The sequence below is a fragment of the Stutzerimonas stutzeri genome (genome assembly GCF_013522825.1).
Classification (GTDB): domain Bacteria; phylum Pseudomonadota; class Gammaproteobacteria; order Pseudomonadales; family Pseudomonadaceae; genus Stutzerimonas; species Stutzerimonas stutzeri_AK.
Genome location: NZ_JAAMQZ010000009.1, coordinates 62,702 through 87,684, shown reverse-complemented (window position 1 = coordinate 87,684; position 24,983 = coordinate 62,702). Strand labels below are relative to the sequence as shown.

Here is a 24,983-nt window from a genome sequence, read left to right as displayed (position 1 = left end):
GGCTTTCTTTCAAGAGTGGTATATACCGTGCGTAAGTTGACCCAACTGCTTTTCGTTGTTGCTGCACTGGCAGCCGCCCCTGCATTCGCCGATATGAAAATCGCCGTGCTGAACTACCAGATGGCATTGCTCGAATCCGACGCCGCCAAGCGTTATTCGGTCGATGCGGAAAAGAAATTCGGCCCTCAGCTGGACAAGCTCAAAGGGCTTGAAAACGATGCCAAGCGCATTCAGGACCGTCTCGGCAAGGACGGCGACAAGATGCAGCAGGCCGAGCGTGAGCGCCTCGAACTGGAGTTCAAGCAGAAGGCCCGTGATTTCCAGTTCCTCTCCAAGGAGCTCAATGAATCCAAGGCTGCAGCTGATCGCGACATGCTCAAGCAGCTCAAGCCGAAGCTGGACAAGGCCGTCGAGGAAGTCATCAAGAAAGGCGACTACGATCTGGTTCTGGAGCGTGGCGCGGTGGTCGATGTCAAACCTCAGCTCGACATTACCCGCCAGGTCATCGAGCGCATGAATCAGCTGCGCTAATGAACGGGCCTGTCTATACGCTCGGTGAACTTGCCGAGCAGCTGGGCGCCACATTGCGTGGCGAGGCGGCACAATCGGTGACGGGTCTGGCTACGCTGCAGGACGCCGGCCCGCAGCAGCTGAGCTTTCTGGCCAACGCGCAGTACCGCAAGTATCTCGCCAGCACCCGCGCCGGGGCCGTCCTGCTTACACCGAAGGATGCCGAAGGTTACCCCGGTACCGCGTTGCTCGTTGCCAATCCCTATCTTGCCTATGCGCGCATCTCGCACCTGTTCGAGACGCGGCCAAAGGCAGCGGGCGGCATTCACCCCAGCGCCATCGTCGATCCGCGCGCGAAGATCGATCCCAGTGCCAGCATCGGCGCTCAGGTCGTGATCGAGGCGGATGCATGGATTGGCGCGGATGTGGTGATCGGCGCCCAGTCGTTCGTCGGCGCACGTAGCCGGGTGGGCGCGGGTGGTCGTCTGGCTTCGCGCGTCACCCTCTGCCATGACGTCTGCATCGGTGAACGGGTCGTGATACAGCCGGGAGCGGTGATCGGTGGTGAAGGTTTCGGTTTCGCCAACGAAAAGGGCAACTGGGAGAAGATCGCCCAGCTCGGTGGCGTGCGGATCGGCGATGACGTCGAAATCGGCGCCAACACCACGATCGATCGTGGGGCGCTTTCCGACACGCTTATCGGCAACGGCGTCAAGCTGGATAACCAGATCATGATCGCGCACAACGTGCAGATCGGCGACAACACGGCCATAGCCGGTTGTGCCGGGATTTCGGGAAGCGCCAAGATCGGTCGCAACTGCATGCTGGCGGGTGGTGTCGGGCTCGTCGGGCATATCGAGATATGTGACAACGTATTCGTCACCGGTATGACCATGGTGACCCGCTCGATCACCGAGCCAGGCAGCTATTCATCGGGCACTGCCATGCAGCCTGCCGCTGAATGGCGCAAGAGTGCCGCCAGAATACGGCATCTCGACGAGATGGCCCGCCGACTGCAACAGGTGGAAAAAAGCCTGGCTGCCGTGACCCCGGACGGGGATTCGTCTTCAGATGCCTGATCCTATCCTCTGATTGCCCTGCCAGCCACTCAGCGGCTGGCTGCACAGCCGTGATGGCGTGCTGCTTCCCTACTCATTACAGGCATTTCCCCACATGATGGACATCAACGAAATCCGCGAATACCTTCCGCACCGCTATCCTTTTCTGCTGGTTGATCGGGTGGTGGAGCTGGATACGGAAAGCAAGCGTGTTCGCGCCTACAAGAACGTCACCATCAACGAACCGTTTTTCAATGGGCACTTTCCGCAACATCCCATCATGCCGGGCGTGTTGATCATCGAGGCGATGGCGCAGGCGGCTGGATTGCTCGGTTTCAAGATGATGGGCGTCAAACCGGCTGACGGCACGCTCTACTACTTCGTCGGCTCGGACAAGCTGCGTTTTCGCCAGCCCGTGGTGCCGGGCGATCAGCTTGTGCTTGAAGCGTCCTTCATCAGTGCCAAGCGCGGCATCTGGAAGTTCGATTGCCGCGCCAGCGTTGATGGCAAACCTGTATGCTCGGCTGAAATCATCTGTGCGGAACAGAAGATATGAGCTTGATTGACCCTCGCGCCATCGTCGACCCTGCCGCACGGCTGGCCGACGACGTTCAGGTCGGACCGTGGTCGATCATCGGCCCGGACGTCGAGATAGGCGAGGGCACGGTGATCGCGTCTCATGTGGTCATCAAGGGGCCGACCCGGATCGGTCGACACAATCGTATCTACCAGTTCTCCTCGGTAGGCGAGGACACCCCCGATCTCAAATACAAGGGCGAGCCAACGCGCCTGGTGATGGGCGATCACAACGTGATTCGCGAAGGAGTGACCATTCACCGGGGCACCATACAGGACCGCAGCGAAACCACCATTGGGGATCACAACCTGATCATGGCCTATGCGCATATCGGTCATGACAGCGTCATCGCCAATCACTGCATTCTGGTCAACAACACAGCGCTCGCCGGCCACGTGCATGTCGGTGACTGGGCGATTCTTTCCGGCTACACCCTGGTGCATCAGTACTGCCATATTGGCGCCTTCAGCTTCTCCGGGATGGGCACCGCCATCGGCAAGGATGTCCCTGCGTTCGTCACGGTATTCGGTAGCCCGGCAGCGGCGCGCAGCATGAACTTCGAGGGCATGCGTCGTCGTGGTTTCAGTGCCGAGACCATTGCGGCTCTGCGCAACGCCTACAAGATCGTCTATCGCAAAGGGCTTACCGTCGAGCAGGCGCTTGGCGAGCTGGCTGGCGATGCAGGGATCTTCCCGGAAGTGGCGCTGTTCCGTGATTCGATCCAGGCATCCAGCCGTGGTATCACCCGCTGATATGTCCAGACCTCTGGTAGTGGCGCTGGTCGCTGGTGAGGCTTCAGGCGACATCCTCGGTGCGGGCCTGATGCAGGCGCTCAGGGCGCAACGACCGGATGTTCGTTTCGTCGGCGTCGGTGGGCCGCGCATGGAGGCTCAGGGCCTCACTTCCTATTTTCCGCTTGAACGCCTGTCCGTGATGGGGCTGGTGGAAGTGCTCGGTCGCCTGCCGGAGCTGCTGATGCGTCGCAAGCGTCTGGTGCAGACGCTGTGCGAGCTGCGTCCCGATGTGTTCATCGGTATCGACGCGCCGGATTTCAACCTGGATCTGGCCCTCAAACTGCGACGTTCCGGCATCAAGACCGTGCATTACGTCAGCCCTTCGGTGTGGGCCTGGCGGCAGAAGCGCGTGCTGAAGATTCGCGCCGCCTGCGACCTGATGCTTACCCTGTTCCCCTTCGAGGCGAAGTTCTACGACGAGCATCAGGTGGCCGTATGTTTCGTTGGCCATCCACTGGCCGATGCCATCCCGCTGGAGCCTGATCGCGATGCTGCGCGGGATGCGCTCAACCTGCCCCGGGAAAGCCAGGTCGTGGCGCTGATGCCGGGCAGTCGTGGTGGCGAGGTCGGGCGGCTTGGCGAGCTGTTCCTGGATGCGGCTGACCGCCTGCGGGCGATGCGCCCCGGCATCCATTTCGTGATGCCCTGCGCGAGCCCCGAGCGTCGGGCGCAGCTTGAGCAGATGCTGGCAGGGCGCGACCTGCCGCTGACATTGCTCGATGGTCGTTCCCACGAGGCACTCGCTGCGTGCAATGCGGTGCTGATCGCTTCCGGTACGGCAACGCTCGAAGCCCTGCTGTACAAGCGCCCGATGGTGGTGGCCTACAGCGTTGCGCCGCTGACCTTCGCCATTCTCAAGCGTATGGTAAAAAGCCCCTACGTCGCACTGCCCAACCTGCTTGCACAGCGCCTGCTGGTGCCCGAGCTGTTGCAGGATGCGGCAACTCCCGAGGCCATGGCGCAATTGCTGTCGCCCTTGCTGAGCAACGGCGAGGTGCAAACCGAAGGCTTTGACGCCATTCATCGCACGCTGCGCCGCGATGCGTCGGACCGGGCTGCCCAGGCGGTGCTCGAACTGGTCGAGGCAGGCTGATGCAGATGGGGCTGGATTTCAATCTCGTCGAGGAACTGGTGGCGGGAGTCGATGAGGTGGGCCGGGGGCCACTGTGCGGGCCTGTCGTCACCGCCGCGGTGATCCTTGATCCCAGGCGTCCGATTGAGGGCCTCAACGATTCCAAGAAGCTCACCGCCGCGCGCCGCGAAGTATTGTTCGACGAGATCTGCGAGAAGGCCCTGGCCTGGTGCATTGCCCGTGCCGAGGTGGACGAAATCGACCGTCTCAACATTCTCCACGCCACCATGCTGGCCATGCAGCGTGCTGTGGAGGGGCTGAGCATTACCCCGAAGCTGGCACTGATCGACGGCAACCGATGCCCGCAGCTTGGCGTGCCCTGTGCACCTGTGATCCAGGGAGACGGTCGAGTGCCGGCAATTGCCGCCGCCTCGATCCTGGCCAAGGTCAGCCGCGACCGTGAGATGCAGGCCTTCGATCTGGTTTATCCCGGTTACGGCCTGGCCGGACACAAGGGCTATCCCACACCGGCCCACCTCGAAGCCCTGCAACGCCTTGGCGCCACCCCGATTCATCGCCGCAGCTTTGCGCCGGTGCGGATGGCGCTGGAGGTCGAAAACCTGGCGTGCGCTGAGCAAGTCTCGGTCTGAAGACATGCCTGCTCGCAGCGTGTTGCGCGAGAAAGAATGGGTTTTGCGGAAAGTCCCTTCCTGGAGCAAAGCAGCAAGCCGCCTCGGCAAAGTCGGTCGCTATCTTCTGTGACAGAATTCCGTTGCGACGTTATGCCGGGGAATCAGGGGCTGAAGTGAGAGAGCGTGCCAAGTATCTGTTGACGTTGTTGCAAAGCGATATCGCAGCCAACCGGCTGATATTGCCGTCGCTGCCCGAGGTGGGGTTGCGCGTTCGTTTGATCACCCTGCAGGAAAACTGCACCCTCGGTGAACTGGAGCGCGAAATCGCTACCGATCCTGCCCTCGCTGCCCGTCTGGTCAAGGTAGCCAGTAGCTCGGTCATGCGCCGGGGCGTTCCCGTCAGTTCCCTGAAGCAGGCCATCGCCGGCCTGGGTTTCGACCTGGTGCGCCTGCTGGTCAGCCAATTGGCCATCCTGCAAACAATGAAGAGTACCCAGGGTGACAAGGTGCGCCTACGCGGTTTCGTTGCCAGCGGCTCGCATATCAGTGCGCTCTGCCGTGCTCTGTCCGCCCCGTTTCCGCATCTGGATGCCGAGCTGGCCACCCTTGGCGGGCTGCTGCACGACATCGGTAAGCTGCCCCTGCGTGATTTCCTTCAGCGCCAGGAAAACCTGACGCCGACCGAGCGGCTGCATTTCGAGCTGATGCTGCATCCCCATGTGGGCGCCATGATGCTGCGCCAGTGGAAGGTGTCCGAGGAGCTGGTGCAGATGGCGCGCGGGCATGAGTCTATCCTGCGTGAAACCGGGCAGCCCTTGCCCGACTATGTGGACTTGGTGATCGCCGCCAACCTGCTGCACTACGGCGTGGAAAAGGGCCGTTATGCGCGCTTCGCCGGTCTCGACATTCCGGCGCTGAGAAAATGCACTGGCGGCACCCATACCCGCGAAGACGCCCAACGCGCTGACGAATGCCTTCGTATGGCGCAGCTGCTGGCCTGCGCCTGATGTCGGCCTGTTTTTTCCGTTTATTAAGTATTTTAAGAGTTAAAATTTTTGCGCATTGACACCAAGCTCTCTCTGAATTGACTGGAATAGTCGGGTCACCCAGTTGTTATAGTTTCTGTGTATTCGTTCATTGCGATGGCCAAGTTTTTCGCTGCTTTTATAATAAATGCTGTAGTTGTTTTTTGAGTACGGGATGCTTATCTCCGCGCGATGAGTGCGGACCGAAATTCTGGCTTCTATGAGGCCCGGCCTGACTATGCGCGAACTCCAGCCACGCTTCTGGGATGCGGATAGTATTGCTTTCTCTATTTCTTCAATAGCAAAATTCTTTCCGCTCCATCCTGTTGGTATGACTTCATTCTGTATGTTGTTTATTGGTGCGCTGGTGCAGCCGAATAGGAACAAGCTAATTGCAAGTAATATGATTTTCATGCCGTTCTAATGTTCTATTGTTTGTGCAGTAGGTAGATGTCTGTATTCATTGAGGCCTATTAGATGGGTTTCGGCCACCAGCGAGGTGTCGTTCGGCAGTATTCACGATATTCGTCACCGAAGATTCTCACCAGATAAGGCTCTTCGTAGCGGTCAATATAAATTGCTGCGAAGCGACTCCATATCAACAGCCAGAGTGCCAGCAGCGGCGAGCTGTATATCAGCATGAGTCCGATCAGCACGAAGTTGCCCGCCCACATCATGGGGTGTCGCACCCAGGCATAAGGTCCTCGGCGCACCAGCTCGGTCGGTCGAACGAAAGGGCTGATCGTGCCGCTTTTGCGGGTGTGCATGAATAGTGCGCAGGTAATCGCCAGCAGGCCGCCGAGGTTCATCAGCAAGACCCCGGTATATTTCAGTGCGAGGATGCGCGGCAGTTCGATGTCCAGGTTCTGTTCCAGGCCGAGAAAGAAGCGCGGGAACACATAGAGGACTCCGAAAGGGGCGACGAAACCATAGATAAGCGTATCGAGGGATTTGATAAGTCTCTGCATGCGTATCAATTATGCTCGTTGTAGACATAAAAACATGTATCACGGCAAATTACCTCATTCAACATAATGTGTCTATAGGCAACGATTTACGGCGTACTCCTTAGGGCGCCAACCATGTCAAAACCCAAGAACAGATCTTCTCGTATCGCCCAGTTGCTTGGAGCACAGGTGCGGGGGTATCGGCAGGCGCGGGGCCTGACTCAGAGCCAGCTGGCTGAGCGCGTGGGGGTGGAAACAGAAACCATCTCGCGACTGGAGCGAGGTAGCGCGTTGCCGTCGCTGCTGAAGATCGAAGAGCTGGCAGCCGCGCTGGACGTATCGGTTGCCGCGCTCGTCGGCGGCAGCTCCACGTTGCCCAGTGACCAGGCCCGGCAGATGGAAAGCCTGTTCGAGGGGCTTGATGAGGCAAGCCGCAGTTTCATTCTCGATATCGCCCGCAGGCAGCGGGAGTTCCTGCTTGGGCGCGGTCAGTAAGTCGCTCGAAGCCTTGATATTGCTGCTCCGAACCTGAGGCGAGACGGGCGTCTCTGCAACTGCGGCTATGCAATCGCAGTTCGATTCCCGGCGGCAGCTGTGGTTTCCGGCAAGGGCCGGTACAATCCCCGGCCTGTCGTTTCACCAGCTCAAGGTTCGTCCATGCCCGTCTCGTTCGTCCATCTCCGTCTGCACACCGAATTCTCCCTGGTCGATGGGCTGGTGCGCGTCAAGCCACTGATCAAGGCGGTGGCTGCGGCGGGAATGCCGGCAGTGGCGGTCACCGACATGAGCAACATGTGCTCGCTGGTGAAGTTCTACAAGACAGCGCAGGGGGCGGGGATCAAGCCGATCTGCGGCGCCGATATCTGGCTGGCCAGCCGTGAGGACGACGGCCCGTTGACTCGTCTGACCCTGCTGGCGATGAATGTCCAGGGTTATCGCAACCTTACCGAGCTGATTTCGCGTGGCTGGACCGAAGGCCAGCGCAATGACCAGGTGATCATCGAGCGCGACTGGGTGAAGCAGGCAGCTGAAGGGCTGATCGCGTTGTCCGGCGCCAAGGAGGGCGAGATCGGGCTCGCCCTGCTCAACGGCGAGGAAGCGCAGGCCGAGGCGCTGCTGGCCGAGTGGCAGGCGGTCTTCCCCGGACGTTTCTACCTGGAGGTCCAGCGCACCAATCGCGTCAACGACGAGGAGCACTTGCACGCGGCGGTGGCGCTGGCCGAGCGCTGCGGCGTGCCGCTGGTGGCGACCAATGACGTGCGCTTCCTCAAACAGGATGATTTCGAGGCCCATGAAACCCGCGTCTGCATCGGCGAAAGCCGCACCCTCGATGACTCGCGGCGACCGCGCAACTACTCCGATCAGCAGTACCTGAAAACGCCCGAGGAAATGCACGAGCTGTTCAGCGATCTGCCCGAGGCGCTGGAAAATACGGTCGAGATCGCCAAACGCTGCAACATCGAGGTGCAGCTGGGCACTTATTTCCTGCCCGATTTCCCGGTGCCGGACGGCATGACCATGGATGATTACTTCCGCAAGGTCTCCTTCGACGGCCTCGAAGAGCGCCTGGAAGTGTTGCTGCCCAGGGATACGCCCGACTACGAGGCGAAGAAGCAGGTCTACGTCGACCGGCTGAATTTCGAGCTGGATATCATCATCCAGATGGGCTTTCCGGGTTACTTCCTGATCGTCATGGACTTTATCCAGTGGGCCAAGAACAATGGCGTACCGGTGGGGCCGGGGCGTGGTTCGGGCGCCGGTTCGCTGGTGGCCTATGTGCAGAAGATCACCGATCTGGACCCGCTGGCCTACGACCTGCTGTTCGAGCGCTTCCTCAATCCCGAACGGATCTCCATGCCCGACTTCGACGTCGACTTCTGCATGGATGGCCGCGACCGGGTCATCGACTACGTGGCCGAGAAGTATGGCCGCAATGCGGTCAGCCAGATCATCACTTTCGGCACCATGGCGGCCAAGGCGGTGGTGCGCGACGTGGCGCGGGTGCAGGGCAAGTCCTACGGCCTGGCTGACCGGCTGTCGAAGATGATTCCCTTCGAAGTGGGCATGACCCTGGAAAAAGCCTATGAGATGGAAGAGCCGTTGCGCGATTTCCTCGCCGTCGATGAAGACGCCAAGGAAATCTGGGACATGGCGCTCAAGCTCGAAGGCATCACCCGCGGCACCGGCAAGCACGCCGGCGGCGTGGTGATCGCGCCGACGAAACTGACCGACTTTGCGCCGATTGCCTGCGATGAAGAGGGCGGCAGCCTGGTCACCCAGTTCGACAAGGATGACGTCGAGTCAGCCGGGCTGGTCAAGTTCGACTTTCTCGGCCTGCGTACCCTGACCATCATCAAGTGGGCCATGGAGACGATCAACCGCGAACAGGCCAGGAAAGGCCTGGAGCCGCTGAATATCGACTTCATTCCTCTGGATGACAAGCCGACCTTCTCGTTGCTGCAGAAAGCCGAAACCACCGCCGTGTTCCAGCTCGAATCGCGGGGCATGAAGGAGCTGATCAAGAAGCTCAAGCCCGACTGCCTGGAAGATCTGATCGCCCTGGTGGCGCTGTTCCGCCCCGGCCCGTTGCAGTCGGGCATGGTCGACGACTTCATCAACCGCAAGCATGGTCGTGCGGAAATCTCCTATCCGCATTCGGACTACCAGTACGAAGGCCTCAAGCCGGTACTGGCGCCCACCTACGGCATCATCCTGTACCAGGAACAGGTGATGCAGATTGCCCAGGTCATGGCCGGCTACACGCTGGGCGGCGCCGACATGCTGCGTCGCGCCATGGGCAAGAAAAAGCCCGAGGAAATGGCCAAGCAGCGCGGCGGTTTCATCGAGGGCTGCAAGAACAATGGTATCGACGCCGACCTGGCAGGCAACATCTTCGATCTGGTGGAGAAGTTCGCCGGTTACGGCTTCAATAAATCGCACTCGGCGGCCTATGGTCTGGTGTCCTACCAGACGGCCTGGCTCAAGGCGCACCACCCCTCGCCGTTCATGGCGGCGGTGCTTTCGGCGGACATGCACAACACCGACAAGGTGGTCACGCTGATCGAGGAATGCCGCAGCATGAAGCTGCGCATCGATGCGCCGGACGTGAACAACTCCGAATTCAAGTTCACCGTCGGCGATGACGGGCGGATCATCTATGGCCTGGGTGCGATCAAGGGTGTGGGTGAAGGGCCGGTGGAAGCCATCGCCGAATGTCGCAGCGAAGGCGGGCCGTTCAAGGACCTGTTCGATTTCTGCAGCCGGGTCGATCTCAAGCGCATCAACAAGCGCACCCTCGAAGCCTTGATCCGTGGCGGCGCGCTGGATCGCCTCGGGCCGTATTTTTCCGATGAGCCGAAGCTCTATCAGGCCGGTATCGATCGCAACCGGGCGGTGCTGCTGTCTGCCATGGAGGAGGCGATCCAGGCGGCGGAGCAGACCGCGCGCAGCGAGGAAAGCGGCCACATGGACCTGTTCGGCGGGCTGTTCGCCGAGCCCGAGGCGGATGTCTACGCCAACCATCGCAAGGCCCGCGAGCTGACGCTCAAGGAGCGCCTCAAGGGCGAGAAGGACACCCTGGGTCTGTACCTCACCGGCCATCCGATCGATGAATACGAAGGCGAGGTGCGCCGCTTTGCTCGCCAGCGCATCATCGACCTGCGTCCGGCGCGCGATACCCAGACCGTCGCGGGGTTGATCGTCAACCTGCGGGTGATGAAGAACAAGAAAGGCGACAAGATGGGTTTCATCACATTGGACGACCGCTCCGGGCGCATCGAGGCCTCGCTGTTCGCCGAAGCCTTCAATACGGCCCAGGCGCTGTTGCAGACCGATGCGCTGGTGGTGGTCGAGGGCGAGGTCAGCAACGACGACTTCTCCGGTGGTCTGCGTCTGCGTGCCAAGCGCGTGCTGAGCCTGGAGGAAGCGCGCACCGGCCTGGCCGAGAGCCTGCGTGTCAAGGTCGCCAGCGATGCGCTCAAGGGTGACCGGGTGCGCTGGCTGGCGGACGTCTGCGGTCGTCATCGCGGCGCCTGTCCGATCACCCTGGAGTACACCGGCAGCGATGCGAAGGCGCTGCTGCAGTTCGGCGAGAGCTGGCGCATCGACCCGGCTGACAACCTGATCCAGGCATTGCGTGACCAGTTCGGGCGCGACAACGTCTTCCTGCAATACCGATAGCGGCCAGCATCGCGTCGGCGCCGGAAAAGGGGCGCATGAGCCGACCGCTGCCGAAGGCCCGATCCGATCGGGTCACGATTACGAACATTTTTTGTTCGACCTGAAAGCGCCTGTCCCGTAAGGTAGGGCGCAAAAAAACGGAACAGCTCCCGGCCACCTAGGCCGACGACGCATGACGGATGACTATGAACCCGAATTTTCTCGATTTCGAACAGCCGATCGCCGACCTGCAAGCCAAGATCGAAGAACTGCGCCTGGTTGGTAATGACAATTCGCTGAACATTGGCGAAGAAATCACCCGCCTGCAGGACAAGAGCGAGTCGCTCACCGAGAGCATCTTCGGCAATCTGACCAGTTGGCAGATCGCTCGCCTGGCCCGGCACCCGCAGCGGCCCTATACCCTCGACTACATCAGGCATCTGTTCACCGAGTTCGAAGAACTGCACGGCGACCGGCATTTCTCCGACGATGCCGCCATCGTTGGCGGTACTGCGCGCCTGAACGGCGAGCCGGTGATGATCATCGGTCACCAGAAAGGCCGCGAAGTGCGCGAGAAGGTGCGCCGCAACTTCGGCATGCCGCGCCCTGAAGGCTACCGCAAGGCCTGCCGCCTGATGGAAATGGCCGAACGCTTCAAGATGCCGATCCTGACCTTCATCGACACCCCCGGTGCCTATCCGGGTATCGATGCCGAAGAGCGCAACCAGAGCGAGGCCATCGCCTGGAACCTGCGTGTGATGGCGCGGCTGAAGACCCCGATCATCGCAACCGTGATCGGCGAGGGTGGTTCCGGCGGCGCGCTGGCCATCGGTGTCTGCGACCAGCTGAACATGCTGCAGTATTCCACCTACGCGGTGATTTCGCCGGAAGGCTGTGCCTCGATCCTCTGGCGTACCGCCGAGAAGGCGCCGGAAGCCGCCGAAGCCATGGGTGTGACGGCTGAGCGCCTGCAGAGCCTGGGTATCGTCGATCAGGTCATTCCCGAGCCGCTCGGTGGCGCTCATCGCAACCCGGTCGCCACTGCGGCCTCCGTTCGCGAAGCACTGACCGCACAGCTGGACATGCTCAAGGGACTCGACACCGACGCGCTGCTGGCCCGTCGTTACGAGCGGCTGATGAGTTACGGCATTCAGCAATAACAGGCTGCACGCGACAGGCAGGGTGAAAGGCAGGTGACTCTGGAATCCCGTCTTCTTCAGGCCCTGTCTCAATGGCGCCAGGCTCCGGCCTGGCGCGTTGCGTTTTCAGGCGGGCTGGATTCCACGGTGCTGCTGCATGCCCTGGTGCAGCTTGCCGAGCGACATCGGCTTCCGCCCATTTCCGCGATCCATATCCATCATGGTCTGCAAGCCGTGGCTGATGCCTGGCCCGAGCATTGCCGGCAGTTCTGTGCGCGGCTGGGCGTGCCGCTGCAGGTCATTCCTGTGCAGGTTCGGGCGGGCGCCAGCCTGGAGCGGGCCGCGCGCGAGGCGCGTTATGCGGCCTTTGCCTCCTGCCTGCAGAATGGCGAGCTGCTGCTGACCGCGCAGCACCGCGACGATCAGGCTGAAACCCTGCTGTTCCGCCTGCTGCGTGGCGCCGGGGTGCGTGGGCTGGCGGCCATGCCGGCAAGCCGGGCGCTGGGGGCTGGCTGGCTGGTGCGGCCCTTGCTGAATGTGGGCCGTGCGGAGCTGGAGGTCCATGCCCAGGCGTATCGGCTGGAATGGATCGATGATCCCTCCAACCAGTGTCTCGATCATTCGCGCAATTATCTTCGCCATCAGGTCGTGCCGCTGCTGCAGCGGCGCTGGCCGCAGGCCTCGGCGAATATGGCGCGAACCGCTGCGCATCTGGCAGAAGCGCAGTCGCTGCTCGATGAATTGGCCGAGATGGATTTGCTGGCGGCTCGGGTATCGGACGACTGGCCCTGGTTGCCGCTGCCAAGCCTGGATCTGCCGGCCCTGCGTTCACTGAGCCCGGCCCGTCAGCGCAATGCGCTGCGTCACTGGCTGGCCCCTTTGACCCCGCTGCCGGACACGGACCATTGGGCCGGCTGGGACGCATTGCGCGATGCCGCTGCGGATGCCGCGCCGTGCTGGCGTCTGGCGGGTGGCGAGCTGCGGCGTGCGGGGGATCGTGTGTGGTGGCTGTCCGGGGCCTGGCTTGAGCCGGTTTCCGCTGTATGTCCCTGGCCGGACACTTCTGTGGCGCTGAGGCTGCCTGGTAATGGCGTGGCCAGCCTTGAGGGGGCGGAGCACGGCTCGTTCGAGGTGCGTTATCGGCAGGGCGGCGAGACGCTGGCGTTGCCTGGTCGCGGCAGGCGTGATCTGAAACGTCTGCTCAATGAGGCTGCGGTGCCCGGCTTTGCCCGTTCGCGCCTGCCGTTGCTCTACCGCAATGGCGAGCTGGTCGCCGTCGCCAATATGCCGCAATTCGATGTCGCACGGGCGTCACTCGTCTGGACGCCACCGGCGTGATGCGTGTTTGAGCTGATGGGGTCTTTCCAGTAGACTACGCTCCCGTCTCAATACAGCTTCTGCGGTTTCTTCGAATCCGTGGCAGTTGCGCTATTGCCGCCTGTGGCGCAATGGCATCTTCGCTTTCCCCCGGCGGCGCTGACCGCTTAACGCAGACTTCTAGGGTTTTTCATGACGCGCTACATCTTCGTCACGGGTGGTGTTGTTTCTTCATTGGGGAAAGGCATCGCCTCGGCTTCATTGGCGGCCATCCTGGAGGCGCGGGGCCTGAAGGTCACGATGCTCAAGCTGGACCCTTACATCAACGTCGATCCGGGCACCATGAGTCCGTTCCAGCACGGCGAGGTGTTCGTCACCCACGACGGCGCCGAGACCGACCTTGACCTGGGTCACTACGAGCGCTTCATTCGCACGCGCATGACCCAGAACAACAACTTCACCACCGGTCGCGTCTACGAGGACGTGCTGCGCCGCGAGCGCCGTGGTGACTATCTGGGCGCGACCATCCAGGTCATCCCGCACATCACCGACGAGATCAAGCGCCGCGTCATCAAGGGTGCCGGCGATGCCGACGTGGCCCTGGTGGAAGTGGGCGGTACCGTCGGCGACATCGAGTCGCAGCCGTTCCTGGAGGCGATTCGCCAGTTGCGTGTGGAAGTCGGCGCCAAGCGCGCCATGCTGATGCACCTGACGCTGGTGCCCTACATCGCCACCGCCGGCGAGACCAAGACCAAGCCGACCCAGCATTCGGTGAAGGAGCTGCGCTCCATCGGCCTGCAGCCGGACGTGCTGGTATGCCGTTCGGAAGTGCCGATCGACCTGTCCTCGCGGCGCAAGATCGCCCTGTTCACCAACGTCGAAGAGCGAGCGGTGATCAGCCTGCCGGACGCCGACACCATCTACAAGATTCCCGGCATGCTGCATGCCCAGGGCCTGGACGACTATGTGCTCGAACGTTTCGGCCTCGAATGCCGTGGCGCCGACCTCTCCGAGTGGGACCGCGTGGTCGATGCCAAGCTGAACCCGGAGAAGGAAGTCACCATCGCCATGGTCGGCAAGTACATGGAACTTCTCGATGCCTACAAATCTCTGATCGAGGCCATGAGCCACGCCGGCATCCAGAGCCGTACCAAAGTGAATCTCCGTTATATCGACTCCGAAGACATCGAGAACCAGGGCACCGGCCTGCTCGAAGGCATGGACGCGATCCTGGTGCCGGGCGGTTTCGGCCTGCGCGGCGTCGAAGGCAAGATCGCCACGGTGCAGTACGCCCGCGAGAACAAGATTCCCTACCTCGGCATCTGCCTCGGCATGCAGGTGGCGGTGATCGAGTTCGCCCGCAATGTGCTGGGCTGGACCGACGCCAACTCCACCGAGTTCGACAAGGACAGTGGCCATCCGGTTGTGGGCCTGATCACCGAGTGGGCCGATGCCACCGGCGCCGTGGAAACCCGCAGCGACGCTTCCGACCTGGGCGGTACCATGCGCCTGGGCGCCCAGGAATGTGGTCTTGAAGCAGGCTCCAAGGTATTTGCCTGCTACGGTGCAGAGCGAATCGTCGAGCGCCATCGCCATCGTTACGAAGTGAACAACAACCTGCTGCCGCAGCTGCAGGACGCCGGCCTGAAGATCACCGGGCGTTCCAGTGACGGTGCGCTGGTAGAAGTGGTCGAGGCGCCGGATCATCCCTGGTTCGTTGCGTGCCAGTTCCACCCGGAATTCACCTCCACGCCCCGTGACGGTCATCCGCTGTTCAGCGGCTTCGTCCAGGCGGCGCTGGACTACAAGGCGGGCAAGGCATGAGCCAGAAGATCATTCGCGTCGGCAATATCGAGATCGCCAACGACAAGCCGTTCGTGCTGTTCGGCGGCATGAACGTGCTGGAATCCCGCGATCTGGCGCTGCAGATCTGCGAAACCTATGTGAAGGTGACCGAGAAGCTCGGCATCCCCTACGTGTTCAAGGCCAGTTTCGACAAGGCCAACCGCTCGTCCATCAACTCCTTCCGTGGCCCCGGACTGGAAGAGGGCATGCGGATTTTCGAGGACGTTAAGAAAGCCTTCGGCGTGCCGGTGATCACCGACGTGCACGAGCCGCACCAGGCGCAGCCGGTGGCTGATGTCTGCGACATCATCCAGCTGCCGGCCTTCCTTTCCCGCCAGACCGATCTTGTGGTGGCCATGGCCAAGACCGGCGCCGTCATCAACATCAAGAAGGCACAGTTCCTGGCACCCCAGGAAATGAAGCACATCCTGAAGAAGTGCGAGGAAGCGGGCAACGATCAGCTGATCCTCTGCGAGCGCGGCTCATCCTTCGGCTACAACAACCTGGTGGTCGACATGCTCGGCTTCGGCATCATGAAGCAGTTCGAGTACCCGGTGTTCTTCGACGTGACCCACGCGCTGCAGATGCCAGGCGGTCGTGCCGATTCCGCGGGCGGGCGCCGCGCCCAGGTCACCGAGCTGGCCAGGGCCGGCCTGTCCCAGGGCCTGGCCGGCCTGTTCCTGGAAGCGCACCCCGATCCCGATAATGCCAAGTGCGATGGTCCCTGCGCGTTGCGCCTGGACAAGCTCGAGCCATTCCTCTCCCAGCTCAAGCAGCTGGATGACCTGATCAAGAATTTTTCGCCAATCGAAACTGCTTGAAGCCTTGCAGCTATCTACGGAGTGTTAATAAAAATGGCAAAGATCGTCGACATCAAAGGGCGTGAAGTTCTCGACTCCCGTGGCAACCCCACCGTGGAAGCGGACGTTATCCTCGATAACGGCATCGTCGGCAGCGCCTGTGCGCCGTCCGGTGCGTCCACCGGTTCGCGCGAGGCGCTGGAGCTGCGCGATGGCGACAAGAGCCGTTACATGGGCAAGGGCGTGCTGAAGGCGGTCGGCAACATCAACGGTCCGATTCGCGATCTGCTGCTGGGCAAGGACCCGGCCGACCAGAAGGCGCTGGATCGCGCGATGATCGAGCTGGACGGTACCGAGAACAAGGCCAAGCTGGGCGCCAACGCCATCCTCGCCGTGTCCCTCGCCGCCGCCAAGGCCGCTGCCCAGGATCAGGACCTGCCGCTCTACGCGCACATCGCCAACCTCAACGGCACGCCGGGCCAGTACTCCATGCCGGTGCCGATGATGAACATCATCAACGGCGGCGAGCATGCCGACAACAACGTCGACATCCAGGAATTCATGGTCCAGCCGGTCGGCGCCAAGACCTTTGCCGATGCGCTGCGCATGGGCACCGAAATCTTCCATAACCTCAAGGCCGTCCTCAAGGCCCGTGGCCTGAGCACTTCCGTGGGCGACGAAGGCGGTTTCGCACCGAACCTGGCGTCCAACGAAGACGCCCTCGGCGCCATCGCCGAAGCGGTCGAGAAGGCCGGCTACACGCTGGGCACCGACGTGACCCTGGCGCTGGACTGCGCTTCCAGCGAGTTCTACAAGGATGGCAAGTACGACCTGGCCGGCGAGGGCAAGGCGTTCGACGCCGCCGGTTTCGCCGATTACCTGGCCGGTCTGGCCCAGCGTTATCCGATCATCTCCATCGAAGACGGCATGGATGAGTCCGACTGGGCTGGCTGGAAGGTCCTGACCGACAAGATCGGCGCCAAGGTGCAACTGGTCGGCGACGACCTGTTCGTGACCAACACCCGCATCCTCAAGGAAGGTATCGAGAAGGGCATCGGCAACTCGATCCTGATCAAGTTCAACCAGATCGGCTCGCTGACCGAGACCCTGGAAGCCATCCAGATGGCCAAGGCCGCCGGCTACACCGCAGTGATCTCGCACCGCAGCGGCGAAACCGAAGACCACACCATCGCCGACCTCGCCGTGGGCACTGCCGCTGGTCAGATCAAGACTGGCTCGCTGTGCCGCTCGGACCGCGTTTCCAAGTACAACCAGCTGCTGCGCATCGAAGAGCAGCTGGCCGGCAAGGCGCCGTACAAGGGACGTGCCGAGTTCCGCGGTTAAACCCGACGTGGTAGAAAGGGCGGCGTAAGCCGCCCTTTTTTGTGAAAGCTTAAGTCCGGTTCTGATGCGGGTGACCAACATCGTGGATCAATCGGCGATTGAAAGGGTCGGATGATGTCGCCGCTTGCCTTTACACCCTCATTGGAACCCAACCGAATTCATTCAATGCCGTCCATGCGTACTCCCTACTGGTTGTTCGTCGTTCTGATCCTGCTGCTGGGTGGCCTTCAGTATCGCCTCTGGGTGGGCGAGGGCAGCATGGCCCAGGTCAGCGGGCTGAACCGTCAGATCGCCGAACAGAAGGGCGAGAACCAGCGCCTGCTGGAACGCAATCGCATCCTCGAAGCCGAGGTGATGGAGCTCAAGCAGGGCATGGAAACCGTGGAGGAACGCGCCCGCCAGGAGCTGGGCATGGTCAAAGAGGGTGAAACCCTCTATCAGCTCAGCGAATGAGCGCCGCGCCATCCTTCTGGGTCGTGATCCCGGCGGCCGGTGTGGGCAGCCGCATGCGCGCCGACCGTCCCAAGCAGTATCTGCCACTGGCCGGGCGGACCATTCTCGAACACACCCTCGACTGTTTTCTCGGGCATCCGGGCTTGCGAGGCCTGGTTGTAAGCCTGGCTGGCGACGATCCCTGGTGGCCGTCCTTGGAGTGCGCTATCGATCCGCGGATTCATCGTGCCGAGGGCGGTGCCGAGCGAGCCGATTCAGTGTTGAGAGGGCTGCGCCTGCTCGGTGAGCTGGGAGCCGGCACCGACGACTGGGTGCTGGTTCACGACGCGGCGCGACCCAATCTGGCACCAGAGGATCTCGACAGGCTGCTGACCGAGTTGGCGGACGACCCGGTCGGAGGCCTGCTGGCCGTTCCGGTGCGCGACACGCTCAAGCGTGCCGGCCCTGGCGGTCGCGTGCTGGAAACCGTGGACCGCAGCGTGATCTGGCAGGCCTATACGCCGCAGATGTTTCGTTTCGGCGCGCTGCAAGGTGCGCTTGCTGATGCGCTGGCACAAAAGGTGGTGATCACCGATGAAGCCTCGGCGCTGGAGTGGGCCGGGCAATCACCGCGCCTGATCGAAGGACGGGCGGACAACCTGAAGATTACCCGCCCGGAAGACCTGCAGTGGCTGGAGCAGCGCTGGAAGTCCTGACCAACGCTGCCTTACCGATCAGAAGCGATAGATCGCCGCCGCACCGCTCTGTGTAGGCATTCGTTCCACCGGAACGACAATGACCTCGCCACCTTGCTCCAGAGTCCAGATGGTCAGTTCGTCCAACAGGTCGGGCGTTGTCGCGTCCCCATTTTCCGCCGGCGTTGCCTTGCCTTCGGTCTTGTCGACGCAACCGGGTATCTGCCGCTCGGCCTCCACCAGCAACGTAGCCACGCGGCCTTGTACCGCCGCCTGGCCGATTTCCTCCAGCTGATCCGAGGCCAGGCCTTTGCCGTGGGAGGTGCCGAACTGGTTGATCAGTCCTTCGAGCCGCTTCAGGTAACGCGGCTGCATCACCAGCCAGCTGTCTTCCCTGATCTCGTTGAGCGTCAGCGCGCCCTGGCCGACCTCGATGCCTTCGGGCAGCAGGTACTCGTTGTGGCTGATGCGACGGAAATGCGACTGCTGCTCCGGCAGTGCGGCCAGGATCAGCGGCAAACCGCTGGGGCGCGAGTGATATTCGAGAATGGTTCGGTCCACCTCGCGGAAGTAGCGATCGCGGTCGCGGTCGATTTCCGCCTGCTTGCCGCTGCCGCCTGCCTCGACCTGCATGGCGTCGCCTCTCTCGCTGGCGCGGCTATAGCCTTGCGAAAGACCGCTCTGGCTCTTGTCGGTCAGTTCGGTGCCGAGGGCTTCGGCGAGCGTGCGGGGGACGTTCTCGTGCAAAGGAATCTCGTCGAGCGCATCGCGGTTGCCGCCCAGCAGGCGTACCGAGTCGCGTGACAGACAGAGAATCTGATAGCGATCCGCCGATTGCGCGATGCGTACCAGGGGTTTGACATGCATGCGGTCATTGGCGACGGCCAGTTCCGGCACGCCGCGCTGCAGCCGGAAGAACTGGAAATAGCCGGGGCAAGCGAACACCGCCAACCCGTCCAGGTTGTGATTCCAGAATTCGGCATCATTCATCAGTTCCAGAAACGGGCGGAGCAGGGCCTCGGCCTGGCCGTTCCAGCCCTGTTGCCTGAGCGAGTCTTCCAGCTGGCGAACCAGATGCCTGAAGCGGATGGGGTCCTGTTGGCGCTCAGGAAAGCTGCGGTGAGTAGGCTGGTAGAGGGACAGGCAGGGGGCCTCACGCTGGGCCAGCAACTGATTGAGGGTTTTACTATCGAGCAGTCTGTTCATGCACGGCCTCGTTCGTTTGGGTGGTTGGGGTCCTCGCGGGATGTACCGATGATCGGTGCGCGGAAGCGACTTCGATCAAAACGGGTGAAGGGACTGGTTACTGGTTACGACGTAGTTGCAGGAAGGGGGTTCCTGTCCCGAGCAGGTAGTCGGACGCACGGGCAGTAAGACATTGTTTCAGGGCGGCCTGGTTCAGGTGCGCAGGTATTCCGGACGACTGGCCAGGCCGTCCTTCAGTGCCTGGATCAGCAGGCGCACCTTCGGCAGTGGATAGCGACGCTGCGGGTAGACGGCCCAGACGGCGGTATTGGGCGGCTGATGGGCTTCGAGCAGCGAAACCAGCTCGCCCCGGCGCAGCGGCTCCTGCACATAGTAATCCGGCAACTGGCAGAGACCGAAACCGCGCAGGGCTGCGTCCAGCACCGCTTGGCCGCTGTTGCAGCGCCAGTTACCGCTGGGCTTGAAGGGTTGCTCGCGGCCATCGACCTGCAGCATCCAGGTATCGCCGGTGCCCACCAGGCAGTTGTGCCGCGCCAGTTCGGACAGCGTATGCGGACGCCCGTAGCGTTCGAGATAGGCCGGCGCGGCACACAGGTACATGGCGCGTGGTGCGATGCGGGTCGCCACCAGCCGCGATTCGCCGAGGCGGCCCAGGCGTATCGCCAGATCGAAGCCTTCCTGCACCATGTCCAGGGTGCGGTTGGACAGGTCTATTTCCACCCGCAACTGCGGATGTTGCGCCATGAAGTCGTTCACCAGCGGGACGATAAAGCGCTCGCCGTAAGCCACCGCGGCGGTCATGCGCAGCAGCCCGGTGGGGGCTGTGTGCAGGTCGCTGATGGCATGGAAGGCTTCGTCGCGTTCTTCGATCAGGCGCTGGCAGCGTGCCAGGAAGGTGTGTCCCGCCTCGGTCAGCGAGACGCGCCGAGTGGTGCGGTAGAGCAGGCGGGCCTGCAATCGCTCTTCGAGACGGGCTACCTGGCGGCTGACGTGTGAAGACGACACCCGCAATTGCTCGGCGGCACGCATGAAGCTGCCGCATTCGGCGACGGCGACGAACTCGTCGAGACCTTCCCAGCGATTCATATCGGCTCCTGGCTGAAAGACTCGATTATCCCTGTGGGGCAACAATGTTTCCACGCTTGGCTCATTAACCCAAAGCGCGGATGAAACTACACTCTGTCCCATTCACCCAGGAGGAGTCCTTCATGAGCATCAAATCACGCGCTGCCGTCGCCTTCGGCCCCAATCAACCCCTGCAGATCGTCGAAGTGGATGTCGAGCCGCCCAAGGCCGGCGAGGTGCTGGTACGCATCGTCGCCACCGGCGTTTGCCACACTGATGCCTATACCCTGTCCGGCGAGGACTCCGAAGGCGTCTTCCCCTGCATCCTCGGCCACGAGGGCGGCGGTATCGTCGAGGCGGTCGGCGAGGGCGTGACCTCGGTGGCGGTGGGTGACCACGTGATCCCGCTGTATACCGCCGAATGTCGCCAGTGCAAGTTCTGCACCTCCGGCAAGACCAACCTCTGCAGCTCGGTGCGCGCCACCCAGGGCAAGGGCCTGATGCCGGACGGCACCACCCGCTTCAGCTACCAGGGCCAGCCGATCTATCACTACATGGGCACCTCGACCTTCTCCGAATACACGGTGCTGCCGGAAGTCTCGGTGGCGAAGATTCCCAAGGAGGCGCCGCTGGACAAGGTCTGCCTGCTGGGCTGTGGCGTGACCACCGGCATCGGTGCGGTGCTCAACACCGCCAAGGTGGAAGCGGGTGCCACGGTGGCCATCTTCGGTCTGGGCGGCATCGGTCTGGCGGCAATCATCGGTGCGAAGATGGCCGGCGCCAGCCGCATCATCGCCATCGACATCAACCCGTCGAAGTTCGCCATTGCCGAAGAGCTGGGCGCCACCGATTTCGTCAACCCGAAGGATCACGACAAGCCGATCCAGGAGGTCATCGTCGAGATGACCGATGGTGGCGTGGACTACAGCTTCGAATGCGTGGGCAACGTGCAACTGATGCGCGCCGCGCTGGAGTGTGCGCACAAGGGCTGGGGCGAGTCGGTGATCATCGGCGTCGCCGGCGCGGGGCAGGAGATCAGCACCCGTCCGTTCCAGCTGGTCACCGGCCGGGTCTGGCGCGGCAGCGCCTTCGGTGGCGTCAAGGGTCGCACCGAGCTGCCGGGCTATGTGGAGAAGGCGCAGAGTGGCGAGATCCCGCTGGATACCTTCATCACCCACAACATGGGGCTCGATGAAATCAACCAGGCGTTCGACCTGATGCACGAAGGCAAGAGCATTCGTACAGTTATCCACTTTTGAAAAGACGATTGAAAGCGCCATAGGCTGAAGGCTGGACGATTCGCTTCTTCGTTCAGCCTCCAGCCTTCAGCGCTTTTCTCGGCTTTTACGGAGTTTTCATGGAAAACATTTCCTGCCAGAAAAGCTTCGGCGGCTGGCACAAGCGTTACCGTCACCGCTCCAGCAGCCTGAACTGCGACATGGTGTTCGCCGTGTACCTGCCGCCGCAGGCGGAACAGGGCGAGAAACTGCCAGTGCTGTACTGGCTGTCGGGCCTGACCTGCACCGACGAGAACTTCATGCAGAAGGCCGGCGCGCATCGGCTGGCCGCCGAGCTGGGGCTGATCATCGTCGCGCCGGATACCAGCCCACGCGGGCCGGATGTGCCGGACGATCCGGACGGCGCTTGGGATTTCGGCCTGGGCGCGGGGTTCTATCTGAACGCCACCCAGCAGCCCTGGGCGCAGCACTACCGCATGTACGACTACGTGGTGCAGGAGCTGCCGGCGCTGATCGAGGCGAATTTCCCGGTGTCCGACAGGCGCGGCATCAGCGGGCATTCCATGGGCGGCCATGGCGCGCTGGTCTGTGCGTTGAAGAATCCCGGTCGCTATCGCTCGGTGTCGGCTTTCGCGCCCATCACCAATCCCCTCAATTGCCCCTGGGGCGAAAAGGCGTTTTCCCGCTACCTGGGCGAGGACCGCTCGCGCTGGCGCGAATGGGACGCCTGCGCGCTGCTGGCCGAGGCGGGCGAGAAGCTGCCGCTGCTGGTGGACCAGGGCGATCGCGAAGATTTCATGGAAAACCAGCTCAAGCCCGAGGCGCTGGAAGCCGCAGCCAAAGCAGCTGGCCATCCGTTGACGCTGCGCATCCAGCCCGGCTACGACCACAGCTACTACTTCATCGCCAGCTTTATCGACGACCACCTGCGGCATCATGCCGAGGCCCTGAAGGCCTGAGTTCTGGCTCCGGTAGGGTGGATGTCGCGAAGCATATCCACGCGTTCGGTTGGTCCGACACCGTTTGGTTGGTCTGACAACAACGCGTGGAAGATGCTTCGCAGTCTTCCACCCTACGATCTGCTCAACCGCCAGCCAGATCTATAGCGGCCTGACGGTGGTCGGCTTTCAGCCGTTCCAGGTCGAGCCCTTCGATCTGGCCGTCGATGACCTTCCAGCGACCCGCGATCATCACCCGGTCGGCCCTGTCGGCGCCGCACAGCAGCAGGGCGGCGATGGGGTCGTGGCTGCCGGAAAAGCGCAGCTCATCGAGCCGGTACAGCGCCAGGTCGGCCTGTTTGCCCGGCGCGATCTCGCCGATATCACGGCGTCCGAGCAGCCGTGCCGAGCCTCGGGTGGCCCAGCCGAGTACCTTGTGCGGAGTGATTTTCTCGGCGCCGTAGCGCAGGCGCTGCAGCAACAGCGCCTGGCGGGCTTCGAGCAGCATGTTCGAGGTGTCGTTCGAAGCCGCGCCATCGACGCCCAGGCCGATGGTCGCGCCCTCGTCTTCCAGTTGCAGCGTCCGGCAGATGCCCGAGGCCAGGCGCATGTTGGAGCTGGGGCAGTGGCAGATGCCGACGCCCGCCGCGCCGAGGCGGTCGATCTCGATCTGGTTGAAGTGGATGCCGTGGGCCAGCCAGGTCTGCGGTCCCAGCCAGCCGATGCTTTTCAGGTAGTCGACGCTGCGCATGCCGAAGCGGCGGATGCAGGCTTGCTGCTCGTCGGGCGTTTCGCCCAGGTGGGTATGCAGGCGCAGGTCGTGAGTCTGGGCCAGTTCGGCACTGGCGCGCATGAGTTCGCGGGTCACCGCGAAGGGGGAGGAGGGGGCCAGGGCGATCTGGATCTGCGCACCTTCGCCGCGCTCGTGGTAGCGCTCGGCCAGGCGCTGGCTGTCAGCCAGGATCGCCTCGGCGCTCTGCACGCAGGCGCTATTGTGCGACCCGGCGACGTTCATCGAGCCACGACTCAGAGTGGCGCGCATGCCCATTTCGCGCACCGCCTCGACCTGGATATCGATGGCCTGCTCCAGCCCGGCGGGAAACAGGTAATGCTGGTCCGCCGTCGTGGTGCAGCCCGAGAGCAGCAGTTCGGCCAGCGCCACCCGGCTGGCCAGCGCGAGCTGCCGTGGCGTCAGTCCGGACCAGAGCGGATACAGCGCCGGCAGCCAGTCGAGCACCGGCTTGTTGACCGCCGGTCCCCAGGCGCGGGTCAGAGTCTGGTGGAAATGATGGTGCGCATTGACCAGCCCCGGCAGCACCACATGGTCGCGGGCATCGAAGGTTTCCTCGACCGGGCTGGCGGGTACGGCGCCGGCGCCCAGCAGCTCGACGATCACGCCGTTTTCGATCACCAGGCCCGCAGGCGCCTGGTGATCGTTGGCGGTGAAAAGCGCGCGTGGATTGCTGATCCAGAGCCGCATGCTTTCTCCTAGCCGCCCAGGTAGGCGTCGCGGACCCTGGGGTCGCTCAGCAGTTCTTCGCCGCTGCCCTGCATGACGATGTGACCGTTTTCCAGCACATAGCCGCGATCAGCCAGCTTCAGCGCCTGATTGGCGTTCTGTTCGACCAGGAAGATGGTCACGCCGTCTTCGCGCAGTTGCTCGATGATCTCGAATATCTGCTGGATGATGATCGGCGCCAGACCCAGCGACGGTTCATCGAGCAGCAGCAGGCGGGGCTTGCTCATCAGCGCGCGGGCGATGGCCAGCATCTGTTGCTCGCCACCGGACATGGTGCCGCCGCGCTGCTGATAACGCTCCTTCAGGCGCGGGAACAGCAGCAGCACCTTGTCCAGTTGCTCCTGGAAATCCGCCTTGCCGGTGAAGAAGCCGCCCATGGCGAGATTTTCCTCCACGGTCAGGCGGGCGAAGATGCGCCGGCCTTCGGGCACCACGGCGATGTCCTTGCGCATGATGTCGCAGGTCTGCTGGCCCACCAGTTCTTCGCCCTCGAAGCGGATGCTGCCTCCGGAGGCCTGGGGCGAGCCACAGAGCGTCATCAGCAGGGTGGATTTGCCGGCGCCGTTGGCTCCGATCAGGGTGACGATTTCGCCCTTGCGGATTTCGACATTGACGCTGTGCAGCGCCTGGATCTTGCCGTAGCAGGTCGAGACGTTTTCGAAATACAGCATG

General features: G+C 62.4%; 23 protein-coding genes. 18 read left to right on the top strand and 5 right to left on the bottom strand.

The window, feature by feature from the left end; translation table 11 throughout:
* The first annotated feature begins 27 nt into the window (after window positions 1-27).
* The 7 genes from G7020_RS08040 to G7020_RS08010 all read left to right on the top strand — a co-directional run bounded on the left by G7020_RS08040 (window position 28) and on the right by G7020_RS08010 (window position 5,650).
* Window positions 28-531, top strand: coding sequence for an OmpH family outer membrane protein (locus tag G7020_RS08040; protein ID WP_181083521.1), 504 nt, complete (start codon window positions 28-30; stop codon window positions 529-531).
* A complete protein-coding gene (gene lpxD, locus G7020_RS08035; protein ID WP_181083519.1) occupies window positions 531-1,589 on the top strand; it encodes a UDP-3-O-(3-hydroxymyristoyl)glucosamine N-acyltransferase in 1,059 nt (352 codons plus the stop codon). Before G7020_RS08040 ends, lpxD begins: the two co-directional genes overlap by 1 nt.
* Before the next feature lie 94 nt (window positions 1,590-1,683).
* Window positions 1,684-2,124: a 3-hydroxyacyl-ACP dehydratase FabZ gene (fabZ, locus tag G7020_RS08030; RefSeq protein ID WP_181083517.1), complete on the top strand. Its 441-nt coding sequence runs from the start codon at window positions 1,684-1,686 to the stop codon at window positions 2,122-2,124.
* Window positions 2,121-2,897 (top strand): acyl-ACP--UDP-N-acetylglucosamine O-acyltransferase, encoded by a 777-nt coding sequence (lpxA, locus tag G7020_RS08025; protein ID WP_181083515.1) that lies wholly within the window; start codon window positions 2,121-2,123, stop codon window positions 2,895-2,897. Before fabZ ends, lpxA begins: the two co-directional genes overlap by 4 nt.
* Window position 2,898: 1 nt before the next feature.
* Window positions 2,899-4,032: a lipid-A-disaccharide synthase gene (lpxB, locus tag G7020_RS08020; RefSeq protein ID WP_181083513.1), complete on the top strand. Its 1,134-nt coding sequence runs from the start codon at window positions 2,899-2,901 to the stop codon at window positions 4,030-4,032.
* Window positions 4,032-4,661 carry a ribonuclease HII gene (gene rnhB, locus G7020_RS08015; RefSeq protein WP_181083511.1) on the top strand — a complete coding sequence of 210 codons (630 nt, stop codon included), beginning with the start codon at window positions 4,032-4,034 and terminating at the stop codon, window positions 4,659-4,661. Before lpxB ends, rnhB begins: the two co-directional genes overlap by 1 nt.
* Window positions 4,662-4,816: 155 nt before the next feature.
* On the top strand, window positions 4,817-5,650 hold the full coding sequence (locus G7020_RS08010) for an HDOD domain-containing protein (RefSeq protein ID WP_181083509.1): 834 nt from the start codon (window positions 4,817-4,819) through the stop codon (window positions 5,648-5,650).
* A gap of 491 nt (window positions 5,651-6,141) precedes the next feature.
* On the opposite strand, the gene G7020_RS08005 is transcribed toward G7020_RS08010, so the two are convergent.
* On the bottom strand, window positions 6,142-6,636 hold the full coding sequence (locus G7020_RS08005; RefSeq protein WP_181083507.1) for a methyltransferase family protein: 495 nt from the start codon (window positions 6,634-6,636) through the stop codon (window positions 6,142-6,144).
* A 114-nt stretch (window positions 6,637-6,750) separates the two neighbouring features.
* Between G7020_RS08005 and G7020_RS08000 the strand changes: the two genes are divergently transcribed.
* The 9 genes from G7020_RS08000 (at window position 6,751) to ispD (ending at window position 18,366) form a co-directional block, all read left to right on the top strand.
* A complete protein-coding gene (locus G7020_RS08000) occupies window positions 6,751-7,110 on the top strand; it encodes a helix-turn-helix domain-containing protein (RefSeq protein ID WP_181083505.1) in 360 nt (119 codons plus the stop codon).
* A gap of 162 nt (window positions 7,111-7,272) precedes the next feature.
* Window positions 7,273-10,794, top strand: coding sequence for a DNA polymerase III subunit alpha (gene dnaE, locus G7020_RS07995; RefSeq protein ID WP_181083503.1), 3,522 nt, complete (start codon window positions 7,273-7,275; stop codon window positions 10,792-10,794).
* A gap of 185 nt (window positions 10,795-10,979) precedes the next feature.
* Window positions 10,980-11,933: an acetyl-CoA carboxylase carboxyltransferase subunit alpha gene (locus G7020_RS07990; RefSeq protein WP_181083501.1), complete on the top strand. Its 954-nt coding sequence runs from the start codon at window positions 10,980-10,982 to the stop codon at window positions 11,931-11,933.
* 33 nt (window positions 11,934-11,966) lie between these two features.
* Window positions 11,967-13,250, top strand: coding sequence for a tRNA lysidine(34) synthetase TilS (gene tilS / locus G7020_RS07985; protein WP_181083499.1), 1,284 nt, complete (start codon window positions 11,967-11,969; stop codon window positions 13,248-13,250).
* Between the two features lie 171 nt (window positions 13,251-13,421).
* Window positions 13,422-15,053: a CTP synthase gene (locus G7020_RS07980; protein ID WP_181083497.1), complete on the top strand. Its 1,632-nt coding sequence runs from the start codon at window positions 13,422-13,424 to the stop codon at window positions 15,051-15,053.
* Window positions 15,050-15,895 carry a 3-deoxy-8-phosphooctulonate synthase gene (kdsA, locus tag G7020_RS07975; protein ID WP_014853633.1) on the top strand — a complete coding sequence of 282 codons (846 nt, stop codon included), beginning with the start codon at window positions 15,050-15,052 and terminating at the stop codon, window positions 15,893-15,895. The genes G7020_RS07980 and kdsA overlap by 4 nt, the downstream gene beginning before the upstream one ends.
* 33 nt (window positions 15,896-15,928) lie before the next feature.
* Window positions 15,929-17,218 carry a phosphopyruvate hydratase gene (eno, locus tag G7020_RS07970; protein WP_014853632.1) on the top strand — a complete coding sequence of 430 codons (1,290 nt, stop codon included), beginning with the start codon at window positions 15,929-15,931 and terminating at the stop codon, window positions 17,216-17,218.
* Between the two features lie 174 nt (window positions 17,219-17,392).
* A complete protein-coding gene (gene ftsB / locus G7020_RS07965) occupies window positions 17,393-17,671 on the top strand; it encodes a cell division protein FtsB (protein ID WP_014853631.1) in 279 nt (92 codons plus the stop codon).
* Window positions 17,668-18,366, top strand: a complete 699-nt coding sequence (gene ispD, locus G7020_RS07960) for a 2-C-methyl-D-erythritol 4-phosphate cytidylyltransferase (RefSeq protein ID WP_181083496.1) — start codon at window positions 17,668-17,670, stop codon at window positions 18,364-18,366. Before ftsB ends, ispD begins: the two co-directional genes overlap by 4 nt.
* Before the next feature lie 18 nt (window positions 18,367-18,384).
* Here the strand turns inward: ispD and G7020_RS07955 are convergent, their stop codons facing one another.
* Both G7020_RS07955 and G7020_RS07950 read right to left on the bottom strand, forming a co-directional pair.
* Window positions 18,385-19,551 carry a hypothetical protein gene (locus G7020_RS07955; RefSeq protein WP_181083494.1) on the bottom strand — a complete coding sequence of 389 codons (1,167 nt, stop codon included), beginning with the start codon at window positions 19,549-19,551 and terminating at the stop codon, window positions 18,385-18,387.
* 192 nt (window positions 19,552-19,743) lie between these two features.
* On the bottom strand, window positions 19,744-20,637 hold the full coding sequence (locus G7020_RS07950) for a LysR family transcriptional regulator (RefSeq protein WP_181083492.1): 894 nt from the start codon (window positions 20,635-20,637) through the stop codon (window positions 19,744-19,746).
* Between the two features lie 122 nt (window positions 20,638-20,759).
* On the opposite strand from G7020_RS07950, the gene G7020_RS07945 reads away from it, so the two are divergent.
* Together G7020_RS07945 and fghA are read left to right on the top strand one after the other, a co-directional pair.
* Entirely contained in the window at window positions 20,760-21,875 is a 1,116-nt protein-coding gene (locus tag G7020_RS07945; protein WP_181083490.1) for an S-(hydroxymethyl)glutathione dehydrogenase/class III alcohol dehydrogenase, read from the top strand.
* Window positions 21,876-21,973: 98 nt separating this feature from the next.
* On the top strand, window positions 21,974-22,813 hold the full coding sequence (gene fghA, locus G7020_RS07940; RefSeq protein ID WP_181083488.1) for an S-formylglutathione hydrolase: 840 nt from the start codon (window positions 21,974-21,976) through the stop codon (window positions 22,811-22,813).
* Window positions 22,814-22,937: 124 nt separating this feature from the next.
* On the opposite strand, the gene G7020_RS07935 is transcribed toward fghA, so the two are convergent.
* Window positions 22,938-24,272 (bottom strand): 8-oxoguanine deaminase, encoded by a 1,335-nt coding sequence (locus G7020_RS07935; protein ID WP_181083486.1) that lies wholly within the window; start codon window positions 24,270-24,272, stop codon window positions 22,938-22,940.
* Window positions 24,273-24,280: 8 nt separating this feature from the next.
* Window positions 24,281-24,982, bottom strand: a complete 702-nt coding sequence (locus G7020_RS07930) for an ABC transporter ATP-binding protein (protein ID WP_181083484.1) — start codon at window positions 24,980-24,982, stop codon at window positions 24,281-24,283.
* Between the last annotated feature and the right edge of the window lies 1 nt (window position 24,983).

Bases quoted from the DNA above. Each gene is read 5' to 3' on its own strand.
- lpxD (WP_181083519.1), top strand. From the start codon at position 531: ATGAACGGGCCTGTCTATACGCTCGGTGAACTTGCCGAGCAGCTGGGC.
- fabZ (WP_181083517.1), top strand. From the start codon at position 1,684: ATGATGGACATCAACGAAATCCGCGAATACCTTCCGCACCGCTATCCT.
- lpxA (WP_181083515.1), top strand. From the start codon at position 2,121: ATGAGCTTGATTGACCCTCGCGCCATCGTCGACCCTGCCGCACGGCTG.
- lpxB (WP_181083513.1), top strand. From the start codon at position 2,899: ATGTCCAGACCTCTGGTAGTGGCGCTGGTCGCTGGTGAGGCTTCAGGC.
- rnhB (WP_181083511.1), top strand. From the start codon at position 4,032: ATGCAGATGGGGCTGGATTTCAATCTCGTCGAGGAACTGGTGGCGGGA.
- G7020_RS08005 (WP_181083507.1), bottom strand. From the start codon at position 6,636: ATGCAGAGACTTATCAAATCCCTCGATACGCTTATCTATGGTTTCGTC.
- G7020_RS08000 (WP_181083505.1), top strand. From the start codon at position 6,751: ATGTCAAAACCCAAGAACAGATCTTCTCGTATCGCCCAGTTGCTTGGA.
- dnaE (WP_181083503.1), top strand. From the start codon at position 7,273: ATGCCCGTCTCGTTCGTCCATCTCCGTCTGCACACCGAATTCTCCCTG.
- G7020_RS07990 (WP_181083501.1), top strand. From the start codon at position 10,980: ATGAACCCGAATTTTCTCGATTTCGAACAGCCGATCGCCGACCTGCAA.
- G7020_RS07980 (WP_181083497.1), top strand. From the start codon at position 13,422: ATGACGCGCTACATCTTCGTCACGGGTGGTGTTGTTTCTTCATTGGGG.
- kdsA (WP_014853633.1), top strand. From the start codon at position 15,050: ATGAGCCAGAAGATCATTCGCGTCGGCAATATCGAGATCGCCAACGAC.
- eno (WP_014853632.1), top strand. From the start codon at position 15,929: ATGGCAAAGATCGTCGACATCAAAGGGCGTGAAGTTCTCGACTCCCGT.
- ftsB (WP_014853631.1), top strand. From the start codon at position 17,393: ATGCGTACTCCCTACTGGTTGTTCGTCGTTCTGATCCTGCTGCTGGGT.
- ispD (WP_181083496.1), top strand. From the start codon at position 17,668: ATGAGCGCCGCGCCATCCTTCTGGGTCGTGATCCCGGCGGCCGGTGTG.
- G7020_RS07955 (WP_181083494.1), bottom strand. From the start codon at position 19,551: ATGAACAGACTGCTCGATAGTAAAACCCTCAATCAGTTGCTGGCCCAG.
- G7020_RS07950 (WP_181083492.1), bottom strand. From the start codon at position 20,637: ATGAATCGCTGGGAAGGTCTCGACGAGTTCGTCGCCGTCGCCGAATGC.
- G7020_RS07945 (WP_181083490.1), top strand. From the start codon at position 20,760: ATGAGCATCAAATCACGCGCTGCCGTCGCCTTCGGCCCCAATCAACCC.
- fghA (WP_181083488.1), top strand. From the start codon at position 21,974: ATGGAAAACATTTCCTGCCAGAAAAGCTTCGGCGGCTGGCACAAGCGT.
- G7020_RS07935 (WP_181083486.1), bottom strand. From the start codon at position 24,272: ATGCGGCTCTGGATCAGCAATCCACGCGCGCTTTTCACCGCCAACGAT.
- G7020_RS07930 (WP_181083484.1), bottom strand. From the start codon at position 24,982: ATGCTGTATTTCGAAAACGTCTCGACCTGCTACGGCAAGATCCAGGCG.